Below are 16666 nucleotides of genomic sequence, written 5' to 3' on the forward strand. Positions count from 1 at the left end.
AGACAGATTAATCTACAAATATAAAGGAGTTTGAGCTAAACAAGCTTCTACACACCTCCTGTTTACTCTTAGTATTACAACGTTTTGCTCACATTTCATCCCCTGTTATCTATATAGCATAGTGAATTTAAGCCTCCGCACATGTGGTGTTAAGCCTTCACACCATACGTGCTAAGCATCCGCACAACAGCAAATGATGGTAAACATTCACAAACATAGTATGAATTAAGATCATAAAATATCCTATTCCGTTGGCTAAAGAGTAAAACGCTAAAACTAAACTGAAAAATAACTTCTTTCTATAATACAACAGATATTATTCTAATCGGAGCAAACAACCCACACGATTCGTTATAGAGCCATTATAATAGATTTCTGCACATAATATTTTGAAATGTGCTTATAAATATGTACCTTTGCACATAGACAGAAATATTGTGCAATGGAAAAGATTCCGAGTTTTAACGAATTGATAGAAAAGAGCATTATAGAATATTGGGACCTTGATGCTCTAACCGATTATAAGGGCAAGACCCTTCAATATCATGATGTTGCAAGAAAGATTGAAAAACTGCACATTATGTTTGAGGCAAGTGGTGTGCAACGTGGTGATAAGATAGCACTCTGTGGAAGAAATTCTTCTGCATGGGCTGCTGCATTCCTTGCAGTACTCACATACGGTGCTGTTGCTGTGCCTATCTTACATGAGTTCATGCCAGAGCAGATTCATAATATTGTCAATCACTCAGACGCAAAGCTCCTCTTTGTAGGTGATGTTGTGGTGACACAGGTTGACGCAATGAAGATGCCTAATTTGGAGGGAATTATTTATATACCTGATTATTCTTTGGTGGTAAGTCGTACAGAAAAGTTGACTTACGCACGCGAACATCTCAATGAGGAATTCGGACGTCGTTATCCAAAGTATTTCCGTCCAGAGCATATCCACTACTATCGTGAGCAGAGTCCAGACGAACTTGCTCTGATTAATTATACCAGTGGAACGACTGGTCGGTCTAAGGGTGTAATGCTTCCATATCGTTCTTTATGGAGTAATGCCGATTTTGCTAAGCACGTTTTAGGTCATGTTATCAAGCCAGGAGATAACGTTATTAGTATTCTTCCAATGGCTCACATGTATGGAATGTCATTTGAATTTATCTATGAGTTCCTCTCAGGAGTTCATATTTACTATTTGACACGTATCCCTTCTCCAGCGATTATCTCTCAAGCACTTCAAGAGGTAAAGCCTGTCATTATGATTGCTGTACCTTTGGTTATTGAAAAGATTATTCGTAAGAAGGTGTTCCCAAAGATTCAGAACAACCGTATGCGTCTCTTGTTGAATATGCCAGTTATCAGCAAGAAGGTACGTGCAAAGATTCGTGAGCAGGTATATCAAGCATTTGGGGGTAACCTCTATGAGATTATTATTGGTGGAGCTGCACTCAATGGTGAGATAGAGTCATTCCTACGTCGTATTGATTTTCCATATACAGTAGGTTATGGTGCTACAGAATGTGGTCCGATTATCTGTTATCGAGATTGGCATACCTTTAAGCAGGGTTCTTGTGGTCAGGCTGCTTTGCATCAAGAAGTTCGAATCAATAGTTCTGATCCGGTGAACATACCAGGGGAGATTTTGACAAAAGGTCCTAACGTCCTTTTGGGTTACTATAAGAATGAGGCGGACACAGGTCAGACGATTGATGCTGATGGTTGGTTTCATACGGGTGACCTCGGTTTGATGGATGAGGATGGTAATGTCTTTATCAAGGGCCGTTCTAAAAATATGCTTTTGGGTAGCAACGGACAGAATATTTACCCAGAGGAGATAGAAGATAAGCTTAATTCTATGCCTCTCGTAGCTGAGTGTTTGGTTATTCAGAGCGGGGAAAAGCTTATTGCTTTGGTGCATCCTGATTATGATGAAGCTCAGAACTTAGGGCTTAATGCAGAAGATCTACAAAAAATTATGGATGAAAACCGCATTCAGTTGAATACGATAGTCCCAGCTTACTGTAAGGTTTCTGAGATACGTATTCAAGAAGATGAGTTTGAGAAAACGCCAAAGAAGTCTATCAAGCGATTCTTATACACGGAATAATTTTCTTATATATTACAATAGTGAGGATATAAATCTGCTTTTATCCAGCATCTTTATGCTACTTTAGATAAAAGCAGGTTTATATCCTTTCTTTATGTTTCTTCCGTTAAATGTGTAGATTGAAAACGCGGACTTATATTGTGTGACAATACAATGTCAAATAGACATAGAAAAAGGGATGAAGCACAAGATGGCAGGACAGAAAAGGTAAATAGTGCCATGTGTCCATTTATAGCAATGTATCCTGCCTCCAACAATCAACTTGTCCCTTTGTTTGCAGGTGCTTGTAAATTATTTTTATGCACCTTGAAAACTATATATGGTCTTTTGACTTTGTAAAGACGCCCAATTGGCTTGCAAAAGATGCCCTTTTGGCTTATTACTAATGCCCTTTTGAAGTCCAACTAAGCACCTTTTCTTACACAAGCTCATAACTATTTAATGATTAGGTGGTTACAAGAGTTCGCAAAATAGCATTTTATTGCACCTTTTTATCTAAAAAATAGAGACTAAATGTAAAGGAAATTCAGCACACGAAACACGTCTTATCTATCTGGATGCAGATAAATGAGGACCTACTCTCTTGTACTTGCAAATGAGCGATTGAGATTGACGACTATATATTCTATCCTTATATCCACTTTGAAATCTTTGTTGTAGGTAGTTTTAAGAAACTTCCCATTGGACAAACAAAGCGGCAGTAAGGACGTGGAACAAAGAATGAAAGTAAAATAAAAGCGACAGCCAGCAGAAGAGTTACCCAAGTAGCAGAATTAAAAACAAAGGCTACAAATAACTCATAATCCATCCACTGTGACCATACACCAGCAAGCATTAAGAACATCAATATCCAAAACAGTATCTTTCGAAAATGCTCAAGATACTGTGCCATCCGCTTACTCATTTTCCATTTATTGTGATTAACCATACCTGCCAACTCCTGAACGGAGCCCAAAGGACAGACATATGTACAATAGTATTTCTTCTTACCAAAGAGTGGATAAACAAAGGCCGTTATCATCATAATAATTGGAATCAGCGAAATCCATACATTGATACCACCTGACATAAAACCAACAAGGACAGACCATGATAGGAACGTTCCACCCCATAGTCCCAAAACAACAAAGTTTAACAAGAGTTGGAAAATACGATAACGCCTATCTTTAACAAGCAAAGGGATAATAGCTGCCATAAGAACAACTATAAAACCTATAATTGTTTTTGCTCGTAAATCCAATTTATCAAAGAGAGAGATTTCTTTCACATTCTTGGAAGCATACTGCAAACCCAATTTCATGTTAGCAATAATGGCATTTGAGGAGTAGGTAGCGCCCGTCACACCATCCACTTTCATTGCCAAAGCCTGCTCTGTTGTTTTACCATTCCAACGTTCTAACAATCCACTAACTTCGTGAAAGAATTCTGGTGTCTCAGAATTATGTAAAGCTTTCACTTGTTGAACTTTTCCTTTTTTCAAATAAATCTCCAAAGGAACAGTGCCTCCAAAACCTTTTATATTCTTTGCTAAATAAGTAGTATTAATAACGACAGTACCATCATCCAATGTTCGTAGGGTATCAATCTTATTCTTTACGTCTTTCTTATCACTACTGAAAACACGATTACCCAACAATTTTCCATCTCGTTGTACTGCTGCTACTGCCAAAACTAATATGCAAGCAAATAGTAAAAATATCTGTTGTAATTTATTCATTAAACCATTACCTCTTTATACTCTGGTAGTTGCAAAATTACTTATAAATATCAATATTAACCTAATACAAGACGCATATCTCTTCAGCTTTTTACACTTTAACTTTATTAACATGTTTTCTTTGATATTATTTTGTATCTTCATGCTTTTTCGTTACATTTGCACCAAGCCTAATTATTAGGTCACCTAAACATATACTAAGTAGGCTACAAGAAGAAGAACAAAACTTATAAACCTAAATAATAATGACAAATAAAAGAACTTGCCTATATGACAAACACGTTGCATTAGGCGCACAAATTACTCCTTTTGCAGGATTTGACATGCCAATCCAGTATACAGGAATTATCGAAGAACATAATGCTGTAAGAGAGAATTGTGGAGTATTTGATGTTTCACACATGGGAGAGGTGATTGTGTCTGGTCCTGAGGCAGACAGATTCATTAATCATATCTTTACAAATGACGTAAACGGACTCGCTGCGGGTAAAGTACTCTATGGTATGCTTTGCTATCCTGATGGCGGAGTTGTAGATGACACGTGTATTTGTAAACTTGACGACAAGCTATACCTCATGACTATTAATGCTTCCAACATTGATAAGGACTTTACATGGATTAAACAGAATGCTGAGGGCTTTGATGTTGTTATTGAGAATAAAAGCGAAGACTACGGACAATTGGCTATTCAAGGTTCAAAGGCAGAAAAATGTTAGAGGAAGTGCTTGGTCTTGATTGCAAAGAATTGAAGTTTTATGAGGTAAAACAGCTTCAAAAAGATGGATATGACGTTATCGTTTCACGCACAGGTTACACTGGCGAAGATGGCTTTGAAGTCTATGGTTCACCAGAATATATTGTTAAGATATGGGATAAACTCATTGAAGCAGGAGTAAAACCTTGTGGTTTGGGTTGCCGTGATACATTGCGCTTTGAAGTTGGTATGCCACTCTATGGTAATGAACTCTCAGAAAAGATCACGCCAGTTATGGCAGGCTTGTCAATGTTCGTGAAGTTTGACAAAGACGAGTTTATCGGTAAGGAAGTTCTCTTGAAGCAAAAGACAGAAGGTGTTAGCAAGAGACTACGTGGTATTGAATTGGATAACAATGCCATCCCACGCCACGGATACAAGGTGTTGAAAGACGGTGTAGAAGTAGGTGAAGTAACAACAGGATACCACCTCATCTCGGTTGATAAGAGTTGTGCTGTCGCTTTGGTTGACGCTTCTGTTCAAATGGGTGACAGAGTTGAGATTCAAATACGTAAGAAGACCTTCCCGGGAACAGTCGTAAAGAAGAAATTCTACGAGAACCATTATAAGAAATAAGATTTACATTAAATCTATTAAGCTAATAAACATTCAAAGAAATAATATTATGGCAAAAGTAATTGAAGGACTCTACTATTCAGAGTCACATGAGTATGTTAAAGTAGTAGGCGGAGCTGGATATATCGGTATTACCGATTATGCACAACATGCATTAGGAAACATTGTTTATGTTGATATGCCAGAGGTGGATGATGACATTGAAGTAGACGAAGATTTCGGTGCTATTGAGAGTGTTAAAGCCGCTTCCGACCTCAAGGCTCCTGTATCAGGCAAGGTCATTGAAGTCAATGAGGCTTTAGAAGATGAACCAGACCTCCTTAATAAGGATGCATACGAAAACTGGATTATTAAAGTTGAACTTACAGATACTTCTGAACTAAAGAATCTTATGGATGCCAAGGGTTATGAGGCTTTCTGTGCAGATTAGAGTTCTAAGAATTAATTATGTAGGCGTTTATAAATGCTAATAGGTGATGATGAAAAAGCCTATCATCATTTATAAACGCTTGCTTGTGTCTATATAAAGACAACTAACCTAAACATTCTTAAACAAATGATTCATAAGTTTTTACCTCATACAAACGAGGATATACAACAGATGCTTGAGCGTATTGGTATAAGGAACCTTAATGATCTTTACGCAGAGGTTCCTGAGAGCATCCGTTTTAAGGGAGATTATGACATCCCAGAATCAATGAGCGAGTTGGAAATACGAGCTTTCTTTGAAAAGCTTGGACAAAAGAATAATACGCTCATCTGCTTTGCTGGTGGTGGAGTTTATGACCACTATGCGCCAAGTGCCATTCAAAATCTTATCAGTCGTTCGGAGTTCCTAACATCCTACACTCCTTATCAAGCTGAAATTTCACAAGGTACACTCCATTATATCTTTGAATTCCAAAGTATGATGGCAGAACTTACAGGCATGGATATTGCCAATGCCTCTATGTATGAAGGTACGACGGCCACTGCTGAGGCTATGATGGTAGCTTTTGATAATGCAAAGAAGGCTGACACTGTATTATACTCAGAGACATTGTGCAAAAATATCATTGGTGTGTTGAAGACCTACGCACATTTTCATGGTATCAAGCTCAAAGCTATTAAAGCCGTTGATGGTGTAACATCACATGACGACTTAAGGAGCCAAATGAAGGCTGGAGGTGTAGCAGGTGTCATCGTACAACAGCCTAATCGCCATGGTATTATTGAAGACTTCACGGGCTTTGCTGATACTTGTCATGACGAAAAAGCACTGTTTATTATTAATAGTGTTGCTGCTGACCTTGCTTTGTTAAAGACACCGGGAGAATGGGGTGCCGACCTTGCAGTAGGTGACATTCAAAGTCTTGGTTTGCCAATGGCATTTGGTGGACCATACGCTGGCTATATGTGTTCAACTGAAAAGCTTATGCGTAAACTCCCGGGACGTATCGTTGGAAAGACACTTGACAGCCGTGGACAACGTGTATTCGCCCTAACACTCCAAGCACGTGAGCAACATATCCGCCGCCAGAAAGCAACATCTAACATCTGTTCTAACCAGAGTTTGATGGCACTTTACGCTACGATCTACATGAGTATTATGGGTAAAGAAGGCGTAAAAGAAGCTGCTCAGATAAGTTATGATGGCGCACATTACCTTTGTGAGCAACTCGTTGGTACAGGGAAAGTTAAACTTGTTTATGATAAGCCTTTCTTTAACGAGTTCCTTATCCAATTAGAAGACTGCAACACCTTCTTTGATAAAGCAATTAAGCAGGGTATTCTTCCTGGAATTAAGGTTGATGATGACAAGCTCCTTATTGCCGTAACAGAGAAACGTACGAAAGAGGAGATTGATACACTCGTCGGATTATTATAGTCACACTAAGTTTTTCTAAATCTAAGCAACAATGAACAATAAACTATATGGAAATCTGATATTTGAATTGTCACATCCGGGAAGAAGAGCTTACAGTCTCCCAGAGAATCGTTTTGGACATCATTCTTTACCCGACTTCTGCAAACGAGAGAAAAATGCAGAACTACCTGAATGTGACGAATTGACGGTTATACGGCATTATACAAACCATAGTGAAAATAACTTTGGCGTTGATAATGGCTTTTATCCTTTGGGTTCTTGTACGATGAAGTATAACCCTGTCATTAATGAAGAGATAGCATCAATGCCATCTTTTACATCTCTTCATCCACAACAGCCAGCTGAAACTGTTCAGGGCGCATTGGAAGTGGAATACAATATCCAACGTGCACTTGCATCTATTACAGGTATGGCGGATGTTACACTCAACCCATACGCAGGTGCTCATGGTGAGTTAACTGGCTTGATGCTTATCGCATCTTATCATCAACAGCGTGGTGACACGAAACGTACAAAGGTTATCGTACCAGACTCGGCTCATGGTACTAACCCCGCCTCTGCTGCAGTATGTGGATTTGAGATTGTGGAAGTAAAAAGTACAGCTGACGGTCTTGTTGATGTTAAAGACTTAAAACCTCTCTTAGGCGACGACATTGCTGGCATGATGATGACAAATCCTAACACCTTAGGGCTCTTTGAGAAAGATATTCCGGAGATTGCAAAACTCATACATGATTGTGGCGGTCTGCTATATTATGATGGTGCAAACCTCAACCCATTGTTAGGTGCAGCACGCCCTGGTGACATGGGATTTGATGTTATTCACCTCAACCTTCATAAAACATTCTCCACACCTCATGGTGGAGGTGGTCCCGGTGCTGGTCCTGTTGGTGTCTGCGAAAAGTTGATACCATTCCTACCAAAGCCTCATGTAAGAAAGACGGAGGATGGATTTGTGATTGATAATCCAGATACTACAGGAGAGTTCTCAAGTGCAAACATCCGCATTAGTGGCTATCTCGGTAACTTCCTCGTTATACTTCGTGCCTATACATACATTCTTACACTTGGCAAAAAGCATCTCAAGGAGGTTGGACCATTTGCAACTCTAAATGCAAACTACATCAAGGAATGTCTGAAAGATGTTTATGAACTTCCTATTGACACCCTTTGCAAGCATGAGTTTGTATTCGATGGTCTGAAGGATAAGAGTACAGGTATTACAACGATGGATGTTGCAAAACGTTTACTCGATTATGGTTATCATGCTCCAACAATATACTTCCCACTGCTGTTCCATGAGGCAATGATGATTGAGCCAACAGAAACAGAGAGTAAGGACACGATTGATGGCTTTATCGAGGTTATGCATACCATTGCCAAGGAGGCTCAAGAAAATCCGGAACTTGTAAAGGGAGCACCATACGACACCCCTATTGGACGTGTAGATGACGTACTCGCTGCCAAGCATCCAATTCTTACTTATCGTCAGCTTATCAACGATATGCAAGAAGATGTATAGCAATTATACATTAAATACTCTAACTCTATAATAGAGCTTGAATATGAAAAAGACAAATCTATTAATAATCGGTTCGGGACCTGGTGGTTACCGAACCGCTTCCTATGCCGCTCAAAATGGTTTGGAAGTTACAATTATTGAGAAAGCACAACCCGGTGGAACCTGCCTGAATGCGGGTTGTATCCCAACCAAGTGCCTTGCACATGATGCAGAGTTACGCCTTACGACTTCCTCTCTTTACGATACGACTCTCCCACTCGATTTTACAAAGGTAATGGAGAGAAAGGAAGGGGTCATTAATCAACTTAGAGAGGGTGTAAGTTCTTTACTCAGTCAGGCTGGAATAAACTTTATAATAGGTGAGGCTCGATTTATTTCAGACCATGTCATTGAGGTGAATGGCGAACAGATAGAAGCCGAGCATATCATAATAGCTACCGGATCACGTTCAAAGATGCCACCTTTCATGAGCGAAGAAGACTTCGTAAATCAGTCTAAAACAACACAAAACATTGTTACATCAACTGAATTACTTTCTATCGAGAAAGTTCCTCAACGCCTCACGATTATTGGTGCCGGAGTTATTGGAATGGAGTTTGCCTCTGCTTTCTCTGCTTTTGGCAGTGAAGTGACTGTCATAGAGTTTATGAAAGAATGCCTCCCTCCTATTGATAGTGACATCGCAAAGCGTTTAAGAAAGACGTTGGAGAAACGAGGTGTGAACTTCTATATGCAGAGTGCGGTTAAACAGATTGTATCACCTGCTGAGAGTGGACAAGAGTTTACAACGGTAATATTCGATAAAAAGGGTAAAGAAGAAAGCGTTGAAACCGACCTTGTATTGATTGCTACTGGTAGACAAGCCAACTTCGACAATATTGGTCTTGAAACAACTGGTATAGAAACAACATCTAAAGGCATTGTAGTTGATGACAACATGGAAACCAATGTCAAGGGAGTCTATGCCATCGGTGATGTCAATGCTCGTCAAATGTTAGCTCATGCAGCAACCTTCCAAGGCTTCCGTGCTGTCAATCATATTCTCGGAAAGAAAGACAACATTCGTCTTGATATTATGCCTTCTGCTATCTTTACATATCCAGAAGCAGCTTGCGTAGGTAAGACTGAAGACCAGTGTAAAGCCGAAGAAATCAAGTACACTACTCGAAAAGGCTTCTATCGTGCTAATGGTAAGGCTTTAAGCATGGAAGAAACGGAAGGCATGATAAAGGTGTTGATAGCTGAAGATAGCTCTATATTAGGTGCACATTCCTATGGTGCACATTCTGCTGACCTCATTCAAGAAGTTGCAACTTTAATGAATTGTGATGCTAAATTGGATAAAATACGCGACATCATTCATATCCATCCAACGCTGAGTGAGATTCTGCAAGATGCACTCCTATAAAATAAAAATTGGTTCATTAGAACACAACGTTTATTCTTGTTGTTAAGTTAATAACTATACAAAACCTATTTAGGTTCTAATGAACCGATTTAAGTTAAAGATAAAAAGAAAAAGTTACTCTGTCACTATATCCTTCAGTCTCTTTATTCTGTCTTTCTACTTTGCCTTTTCTCGGTTATTCTGTCTAATTTCTATATTTCTTTAAGATTTCCTTGCCCATTCTAAAAAGATGTCTTACCTTTGCAGCCGTGAGCAAATTAGCAATGACATATCAGACCAATTCTGCACAGCAAAGAAACTTTGATTTCTTTGCCTTTTTTAGTGCTTTATATTTGGTAATTTCAGATATTTTGCTAACACACACACACACACACACACACACACAGGCGCTACTAACGTCTAAGCCAACATTTTTTGTTTTATCCTACGCGCGCGCGAAGCGTGGCGCAACCCCTGTAAACAAAGGACTTCACGGAGTTTCCTTTGTTCGCTTTTTTGTGCTCGTTTGCGAGCTGTCAAGAAAGCAAAATAAGAACGTTTTAAGCACTGATTTTATCACAAAAGATAATTGTAATTCTCTGATAATAGTTTGTTTTCTCTCGTTGATTTCTCAGGCAGGCAGCAGTGATATGCTGTCTGCCTGTAGAGAGGGAGAGGGCAAGCAATCAGAAAGGATAAATAATGAGTTCGTCAGGATGTATATATAAAGGTGGCGTAATGAAGCCACATCTATAGAACAGTAACAACTATTTTTAATCAAATCAAAAAGCAATGAGAAAGAAACAAGAAAAGAAGGTTTATTCTGCACCACGTTGCACGATAATCCAAGTAAGCGAAACCACTTATTTGATGGACACTTCTTTCCCCAGTCAGCACAACCCAGCCCAACCAGGCGGAACCTTTGGTGATGCAAAGCAGGCTCCAAGCTGGATGACTGAAAGCGAAGAAGCAACAGAGCATTCTTCATGGGAAGACTAAGAGAGAGTTATTAACCAAGTAAAGAAAACAAAATCACAAAAAGAAGAAACAGACAATGAAAAAGAAATTATTCAAGACCCGGCTGCTTTCATTCGCAGCTTTCTGCGGGCTCACATTCGCGTTTGCATCCTGTGCCAATGAAGACGTAGCGCAGAACCCAAACAACACAGATAACGACAAGAACCTGACAACCTTTACTGCAGGTGCCCCCTCAACGCGTACCTCAATGGAAAGCGATGGCAAGTTCTTTTGGGAAGCAGGCGATAAGATTTGGGTAAAAGATGATAACGGTACATGGCAACAAAGTAGCAACGCCCCTACAGCAAAGACTGCCAGCTTTAAGTTTAAAGTACCCGGTAACTTTACACAAAGCAGCAGCTATAAGGTTTACTACCCTGGTAAGAATGGAAATCGAGACAAAGTAACCATCCCAGCAAACCAGAGTCAATTAGAGCCAAATACCACCGCCCACTTTGGCACATCAGGCGATTGCGGTATGGCTGATGCATCAAAGCAGTCAAACGGCTCGTTTGCTTTTACGCTTGATCACAAGGCAGCTTACTTGCTTCTTTTGCCACGTACAGCCAATACAATCTTGCATGACTGCTACTTGACAAAGGTAGAGATAAACTCTGATAATGACATCACTAGTACATATACCCTTGACCCAACAACAGGCGAACTAACAGGTACTGGTACAGGTAAGCAGATTATTCTCACGACAAAGGGTAGCGGAACATACGCTAACGGTTTCCCTTTAACTAACAACTCCGCAAGTGCTGCTACCAATGGTTCTTACGTTGTAATAAAGCCGGGCACCCATACGCTAAAGATACGTTATTGGGTGAAGGACATTGTAACACGTGTGGAAGGAACTATAACCAAGACTTTGTCATCAGCTACCTATGACCAAAACAAATATTATAACATCACTGCTAACCTCAACGTAAAGGATTACGACGGCGACCATTACTATATGTGGGATGCTCAGGATCAATACTGGAAAGGACATGAATGGTGGTCAACTAATAAAGATCAGCCTGTGTTGAATGGCGGTAGTAATCCAAACTACCCCCAGAGCAACACAGACACTCGTTACTACAACGAGAGTTACCCAGGTAACGACATAAGCAATCCCGCTACTCACACCTCATGCAAAGACCTCCCCAACGCTAACGAGATGTCGTGGTATTGCATGTTTGGTGATCCACGTTGGGATGGTGATGAATTATGGACAACTATGGGTCATTTATATAAAGGCGGCATGTGGTTTAAGAAGAAGTCCGTGCTGCAAGCCGAACATCATTACGATACCGAGAAATCTGCCGACGGTACAACCGACATACGCACAACCACCAAAACCTACAGGAACCGCAACAGTAGTATCAACACCTCTGGGCTTCCTTCTGCTGCTGACGCAGGTAATTATTTCTACCTGCCCGCCTTGGGTGGCTACCACTTTGGTCAGCTGTACAGCGTTGGCGACGCTGGCGCCTATTGGACGTCAAGTGCTTACCCATGGAGCGGCAACACCGCGTACCACCTGCTCTTCTTAAGTAGTGACGTCTACGTGACCTACTATCACCGCAGCGACGGGATCAGGGTCGGTGGGTTCGAGTAGTCCTAAAACCCCACCCCGACCCTCCCCAAAGGGGAGGGAGTGCCTAACGGGATAAAAGAAGTAAATAAGCAAACCGTTTGAAGAAAATTTCTAACGGGTCGGAAGAAAATTTCTCTACGGTGAGAAATTTACGTAGCTACGGTTGGAAAGAAATTTTTCACAAAGGAAAATTTTCTTCTGACCGTAGGAAAATTTAAAGCCCTCCTTTGTCTCTGAAAATAGATAGCTGGAAGTTACAATTTTCTTTAAACGGAAATACTATTATCTTGAGGACAAAGAAGAGTTCTAACCAGAAAAACAAAGAGAAAAACATTGACACAACAAACCGAATAAAACCTTATTCAGACGAAAACATGAAAAACGGAGAATAAACCATGGAACAAACCAAGGTGTAAATGCCGTAAAAACTTAAATATTTACTTTTAAAAACAAAACAATTATGAAGATTAAACTTCAAAAGAAAAAGAATCCGCAGAAGCGGACAGAGGAAAAGTACTATGCTAATCCTGTAAATCTTGGGAAGAAGACTCTGCGAGATATTGCGCGCGACATTGCGGGGCGTTCTTCGCTCACACGTGGTGATATTGAGAACGTACTGGCGAACTTTATGGACTGTCTGCCTCATTATCTTCGTGATGGCTTTAGCGTGCAGTTAGGCGAGTTTGGCACGATGCGCTTGACTCTTTCAAGCGAGGGGGCTGCAACGGAAAAGGCTTTTAAGACCGAGAAGATTAAACCACGTGTAACGTTTACGCCGGGCGTAGAACTGAAAGCTGCGCTGCGCGAGAACTCGTATGAGACGGTGAAGGAGGAAAAATCGAATTCAAAACCTTCTCCTAAAGACGAGGGAAGCGGAAAGAATCCTGGACCAGTGCCAGAAGGGTAAAAAAGTGTTAGTCGATTAATCAGACACTCAAGAAAGAAGTTCGCGAACTATTTAGAAATGTTCGCGAACTTTTTTCGGTAGAGAAATGAGGAGATTTGCCTCCAGAAGTAAGTACTTTTAAGTATAAAATGTTTGGAAGATAAAAATCTTTATACTAACTTTGCAGACAGAAAGGATACAGATTTAGTCGTATCGATTCGATCGGGATAGTCATCAAATAAATTAGAAAACCCGAGATGACTTCTTTTGTTAATGGCGGGCCACATAAATCGCATGATAGCGACTAAGCCGCAAGGTCAGTGGATTACAAAGACGAGGAGCTCTCTTATCATTGATACTCGGACTTTTCATCACATCGTCGATACGACTTTTCTATTTCCCATTTCGTATAAGAAGAGGGATTGAGGTGGGGTTTCCAAAGTGATACCCCACCTTTTTCAATTATAAAAATGTATAGAAATTATGTGAAACTAAACCTCCTATAAGTAGCCTGTGAAGTTATAAAAGATTATCTATCAATACTTATACCATCATTTAGGCTTTCTTAAAGGGGATAATAAAAGAAATTTAGCAATGTTCTCAGGAATTGTAGAAGAGATGGCAATCCTTAGAGGGATTGAACATGAACAGGAGAATATCCATTTCACTTTTCAATGTTCATTTACAAAGGAATTGAAGATTGACCAAAGTATTGCACATAATGGCGTGTGCCTTACAGTCGTTCGCTTCCAAGACGATACCTATACGGTGACAGCCATGAAGGAAACCCTTGAACGCTCGAACTTAGGCTTACTCAAAGTGGGAGATCGTGTGAATATAGAACGTTCAATGATTATGAACGGTAGATTAGATGGACACATCGTACAAGGTCACGTTGATCAAACAGCTAAGTGTGTTAATATGGAAGATGCAGATGGTAGTACCTATTTCACCTTCGAATATCCGTGCAATCGAGAGATGGCACAACGTGGCTATTTCACTGTTGATAAAGGGTCAGTTACGGTCAATGGCGTGTCGTTGACAGTTTGCGAACCAACAGAAAACAGCTTTAAAGTAGCAATCATTCCTTACACACGTGAGAATACTAATTTTGCTGACATAAATGTTGGTACGATTGTGAACCTCGAGTTTGACATTTTAGGCAAATACATTGCACGTTTGAATAGTTTAGTGCAATAGCATTGTAAATATTTATTATCAAAACAACAAATAACCTTAAACGGCATCAAAATGGGTTAGAAAGCCTTTTCAGTGCCTTTTAGGGTTGTTTTATTACAAAAGTAAGTTAAATATAAATATTTTGTATAGACATAACAGTGGGTTAATGTAAAAAAATCTCACATAATTAGTCAATACATTTTATTTTACAGAAAGTTTTATTACCTTTGTTTGCAGATATATATTGTACAGACAAATAAAAGTAATAAATGAGGAAACAAGCAAACATTCTTAAAGGGTTTTGGAACCAAATTATCATTTGGCTTCCACTCTTCCTCATACCCATTTTGTATGCTCCCCATGGACATACATCATGGAAAAATGACTTGTCTATATATATTATTCCACTGTCAATGATGGCTGTTGCATATATAAATTATTTTATACTTGCACCCATGTTGCTTAAGGGAAGTAAGAAAAAGTTTTGGGGAATAAACACATTGCTCATCATCTTTTTATCTGTTATACAACACGAATGGTTGTATTATATATCAGCTGAGCAAAATCTAATGACTTATCCTTATCAAATATTTGCAGGGAATAAGTACCTATACCCACACGTCTTTTTCATTGTTCGTAATATCTTTAATCTCAGTATCTGTGCTGGCGTTGCAACATCCATACTGATGGCGCAACGATGGTCAAAGGCTGAGAAGGAGAAGCGAGAGGCAGAAACTGCAATGACGAAAGCTGAGTTAGTAAACTTACGTCAGCAAGTCAACCCTCATTTCCTACTCAACACCATGAATAACATCTATGCACTCACGGCATTTGACACCGAAAAGGCACAGAAAGCAATTATAGACCTATCAAAGATGTTACGTCATATCCTCTATGACAACCAGCAACCTTACGTGTGCCTGAAGGAAGAAGTAGAGTTCTTACACAACTATGTCGACTTGATGATGATACGCATACCCGAGAATGTGGAAATCAAACGCGAGTGTAACATCCCAGCTAATTGCGACATCCATGTTGCTCCAATGATATTTATCTCATTGCTGGAAAATGCCTTTAAACATGGTATTAGTCCAGAGCAAAAGAACTTTATACACATAAAGTTAGATGCAAACAGTGAGAACATTGTCTTCTCCATTCAGAACAGCAACTACCCTAAGGGAGAAGCTAAAAGGAATGGTCATGGAATAGGTCTCAAACAAGTAGAGCGTCGTCTTGAACTTGCTTATCCAGGTAAGTACAAGTGGGAGAAAGGATTTGATAGTAATAGAAACACATATTCAACAAAAATAATCATTTATGACACTAAACTGTATAATCATTGACGATGAGCCTTTGGCAGCAGACTTGCTTGCAAGTTACGCAAAGAAAACACTCTTTTTAAATCTAATCGGCGTTTTCAATAGTGCTGTTGAAGGCATAAAAGCCATCCGTGAGAATAGGGTTGACCTCATATTCTTAGATATACAGATGCCTGAACTTAGCGGATTGGAATTTGCTAAGATCTTACCAAAAGAAACTAAGATTATTTTCACAACAGCATTCAGTCAGTATGCTATTGATGGTTATAAGGCAAATGCAATTGATTACCTTATGAAGCCTATCAGCTACGATGACTTCTTAGCTGGTGCAAACAGAGCATTAGACTGGTTTCAAAGTACACGTCAGACAGAGAATGCATCAAACGATCGCTTTATCTTTGTCAAGAGCGAGTACAAACTGGTTAAAATCATGTTTGATGAGATCCTCTACATTGAAGGATTAAAGGACTATGTTAAGATTTATCTTGCTAACGACCATAACCCTGTCATGAGTCTGATGAACATGAAAAAGATTGAAGAATCACTTCCGAAACCTGAATTCATGCGTATTCATCGTTCCTATATCGTGCACATGAAGAAGATTGACGGAATTGATCGTTTCCGTATTGTCATAGGTGATGCAATACTGCCTATTTCAGATAGTTATAAGACTGTTCTTCAAGATTACCTTGATGGTCATACGTTATAAACTTGATTATAACCCACTCAAAATATTAAAGACACTAACCTCTT

The 16666-nt window shown here is 39.6% G+C and carries 12 protein-coding genes and 1 pseudogene; 12 read left to right on the top strand and 1 reads right to left on the bottom strand.

The window, feature by feature from the left end; all coding sequences use genetic code 11:
• Positions 1–442: 442 nt before the first annotated feature.
• A complete protein-coding gene (locus J5A56_RS05075) occupies positions 443–2107 on the top strand; it encodes an AMP-binding protein (protein WP_021671153.1) in 1665 nt (554 codons plus the stop codon).
• Between the two features lie 631 nt (positions 2108–2738).
• Here J5A56_RS05075 and J5A56_RS05080 read toward each other — a convergent pair.
• Positions 2739–3824 (bottom strand): 4Fe-4S binding protein, encoded by a 1086-nt coding sequence (locus J5A56_RS05080; RefSeq protein WP_021671151.1) that lies wholly within the window; start codon positions 3822–3824, stop codon positions 2739–2741.
• 245 nt (positions 3825–4069) lie between these two features.
• Here J5A56_RS05080 and gcvT point away from each other — a divergent pair.
• From gcvT to J5A56_RS05135, 11 genes and pseudogenes are all read left to right on the top strand, one after another.
• Positions 4070–5154 (top strand): annotated as a pseudogene (gene gcvT, locus J5A56_RS05085) (glycine cleavage system aminomethyltransferase GcvT).
• 49 nt (positions 5155–5203) lie between these two features.
• On the top strand, positions 5204–5584 hold the full coding sequence (gene gcvH, locus J5A56_RS05090) for a glycine cleavage system protein GcvH (RefSeq protein WP_021671149.1): 381 nt from the start codon (positions 5204–5206) through the stop codon (positions 5582–5584).
• A 126-nt stretch (positions 5585–5710) separates the two neighbouring features.
• Positions 5711–7021, top strand: a complete 1311-nt coding sequence (gene gcvPA, locus J5A56_RS05095) for an aminomethyl-transferring glycine dehydrogenase subunit GcvPA (RefSeq protein WP_021671148.1) — start codon at positions 5711–5713, stop codon at positions 7019–7021.
• A 31-nt stretch (positions 7022–7052) separates the two neighbouring features.
• Complete coding sequence (gene gcvPB, locus J5A56_RS05100) at positions 7053–8543, top strand: aminomethyl-transferring glycine dehydrogenase subunit GcvPB (protein ID WP_021671147.1); 1491 nt, start codon at positions 7053–7055, stop codon at positions 8541–8543.
• Positions 8544–8586: 43 nt separating this feature from the next.
• On the top strand, positions 8587–9951 hold the full coding sequence (lpdA, locus tag J5A56_RS05105) for a dihydrolipoyl dehydrogenase (protein WP_021671146.1): 1365 nt from the start codon (positions 8587–8589) through the stop codon (positions 9949–9951).
• A 771-nt stretch (positions 9952–10722) separates the two neighbouring features.
• On the top strand, positions 10723–10929 hold the full coding sequence (locus tag J5A56_RS05110; RefSeq protein WP_211815444.1) for a hypothetical protein: 207 nt from the start codon (positions 10723–10725) through the stop codon (positions 10927–10929).
• A gap of 55 nt (positions 10930–10984) precedes the next feature.
• Positions 10985–12550, top strand: a complete 1566-nt coding sequence (locus tag J5A56_RS05115; RefSeq protein ID WP_211815445.1) for a hypothetical protein — start codon at positions 10985–10987, stop codon at positions 12548–12550.
• 439 nt (positions 12551–12989) lie between these two features.
• A complete protein-coding gene (locus tag J5A56_RS05120; protein WP_021672164.1) occupies positions 12990–13436 on the top strand; it encodes an HU family DNA-binding protein in 447 nt (148 codons plus the stop codon).
• A gap of 573 nt (positions 13437–14009) precedes the next feature.
• Entirely contained in the window at positions 14010–14615 is a 606-nt protein-coding gene (locus J5A56_RS05125; protein WP_021672165.1) for a riboflavin synthase, read from the top strand.
• 248 nt (positions 14616–14863) lie between these two features.
• On the top strand, positions 14864–15937 hold the full coding sequence (locus tag J5A56_RS05130; RefSeq protein ID WP_021672166.1) for a sensor histidine kinase: 1074 nt from the start codon (positions 14864–14866) through the stop codon (positions 15935–15937).
• Positions 15912–16622, top strand: a complete 711-nt coding sequence (locus J5A56_RS05135) for a LytR/AlgR family response regulator transcription factor (RefSeq protein ID WP_021672167.1) — start codon at positions 15912–15914, stop codon at positions 16620–16622. Before J5A56_RS05130 ends, J5A56_RS05135 begins: the two co-directional genes overlap by 26 nt.
• The last annotated feature ends 44 nt before the right edge of the window (positions 16623–16666 follow it).

The sequence above is a fragment of the Prevotella melaninogenica genome (genome assembly GCF_018128065.1).
GTDB lineage: Bacteria > Bacteroidota > Bacteroidia > Bacteroidales > Bacteroidaceae > Prevotella.

Bases quoted from the DNA above. Each gene is read 5' to 3' on its own strand.
- J5A56_RS05075 (WP_021671153.1), top strand. From the start codon at position 443: ATGGAAAAGATTCCGAGTTTTAACGAATTGATAGAAAAGAGCATTATA.
- J5A56_RS05080 (WP_021671151.1), bottom strand. From the start codon at position 3,824: ATGAATAAATTACAACAGATATTTTTACTATTTGCTTGCATATTAGTT.
- gcvH (WP_021671149.1), top strand. From the start codon at position 5,204: ATGGCAAAAGTAATTGAAGGACTCTACTATTCAGAGTCACATGAGTAT.
- gcvPA (WP_021671148.1), top strand. From the start codon at position 5,711: ATGATTCATAAGTTTTTACCTCATACAAACGAGGATATACAACAGATG.
- gcvPB (WP_021671147.1), top strand. From the start codon at position 7,053: ATGAACAATAAACTATATGGAAATCTGATATTTGAATTGTCACATCCG.
- lpdA (WP_021671146.1), top strand. From the start codon at position 8,587: ATGAAAAAGACAAATCTATTAATAATCGGTTCGGGACCTGGTGGTTAC.
- J5A56_RS05110 (WP_211815444.1), top strand. From the start codon at position 10,723: ATGAGAAAGAAACAAGAAAAGAAGGTTTATTCTGCACCACGTTGCACG.
- J5A56_RS05115 (WP_211815445.1), top strand. From the start codon at position 10,985: ATGAAAAAGAAATTATTCAAGACCCGGCTGCTTTCATTCGCAGCTTTC.
- J5A56_RS05120 (WP_021672164.1), top strand. From the start codon at position 12,990: ATGAAGATTAAACTTCAAAAGAAAAAGAATCCGCAGAAGCGGACAGAG.
- J5A56_RS05125 (WP_021672165.1), top strand. From the start codon at position 14,010: ATGTTCTCAGGAATTGTAGAAGAGATGGCAATCCTTAGAGGGATTGAA.
- J5A56_RS05130 (WP_021672166.1), top strand. From the start codon at position 14,864: ATGAGGAAACAAGCAAACATTCTTAAAGGGTTTTGGAACCAAATTATC.
- J5A56_RS05135 (WP_021672167.1), top strand. From the start codon at position 15,912: ATGACACTAAACTGTATAATCATTGACGATGAGCCTTTGGCAGCAGAC.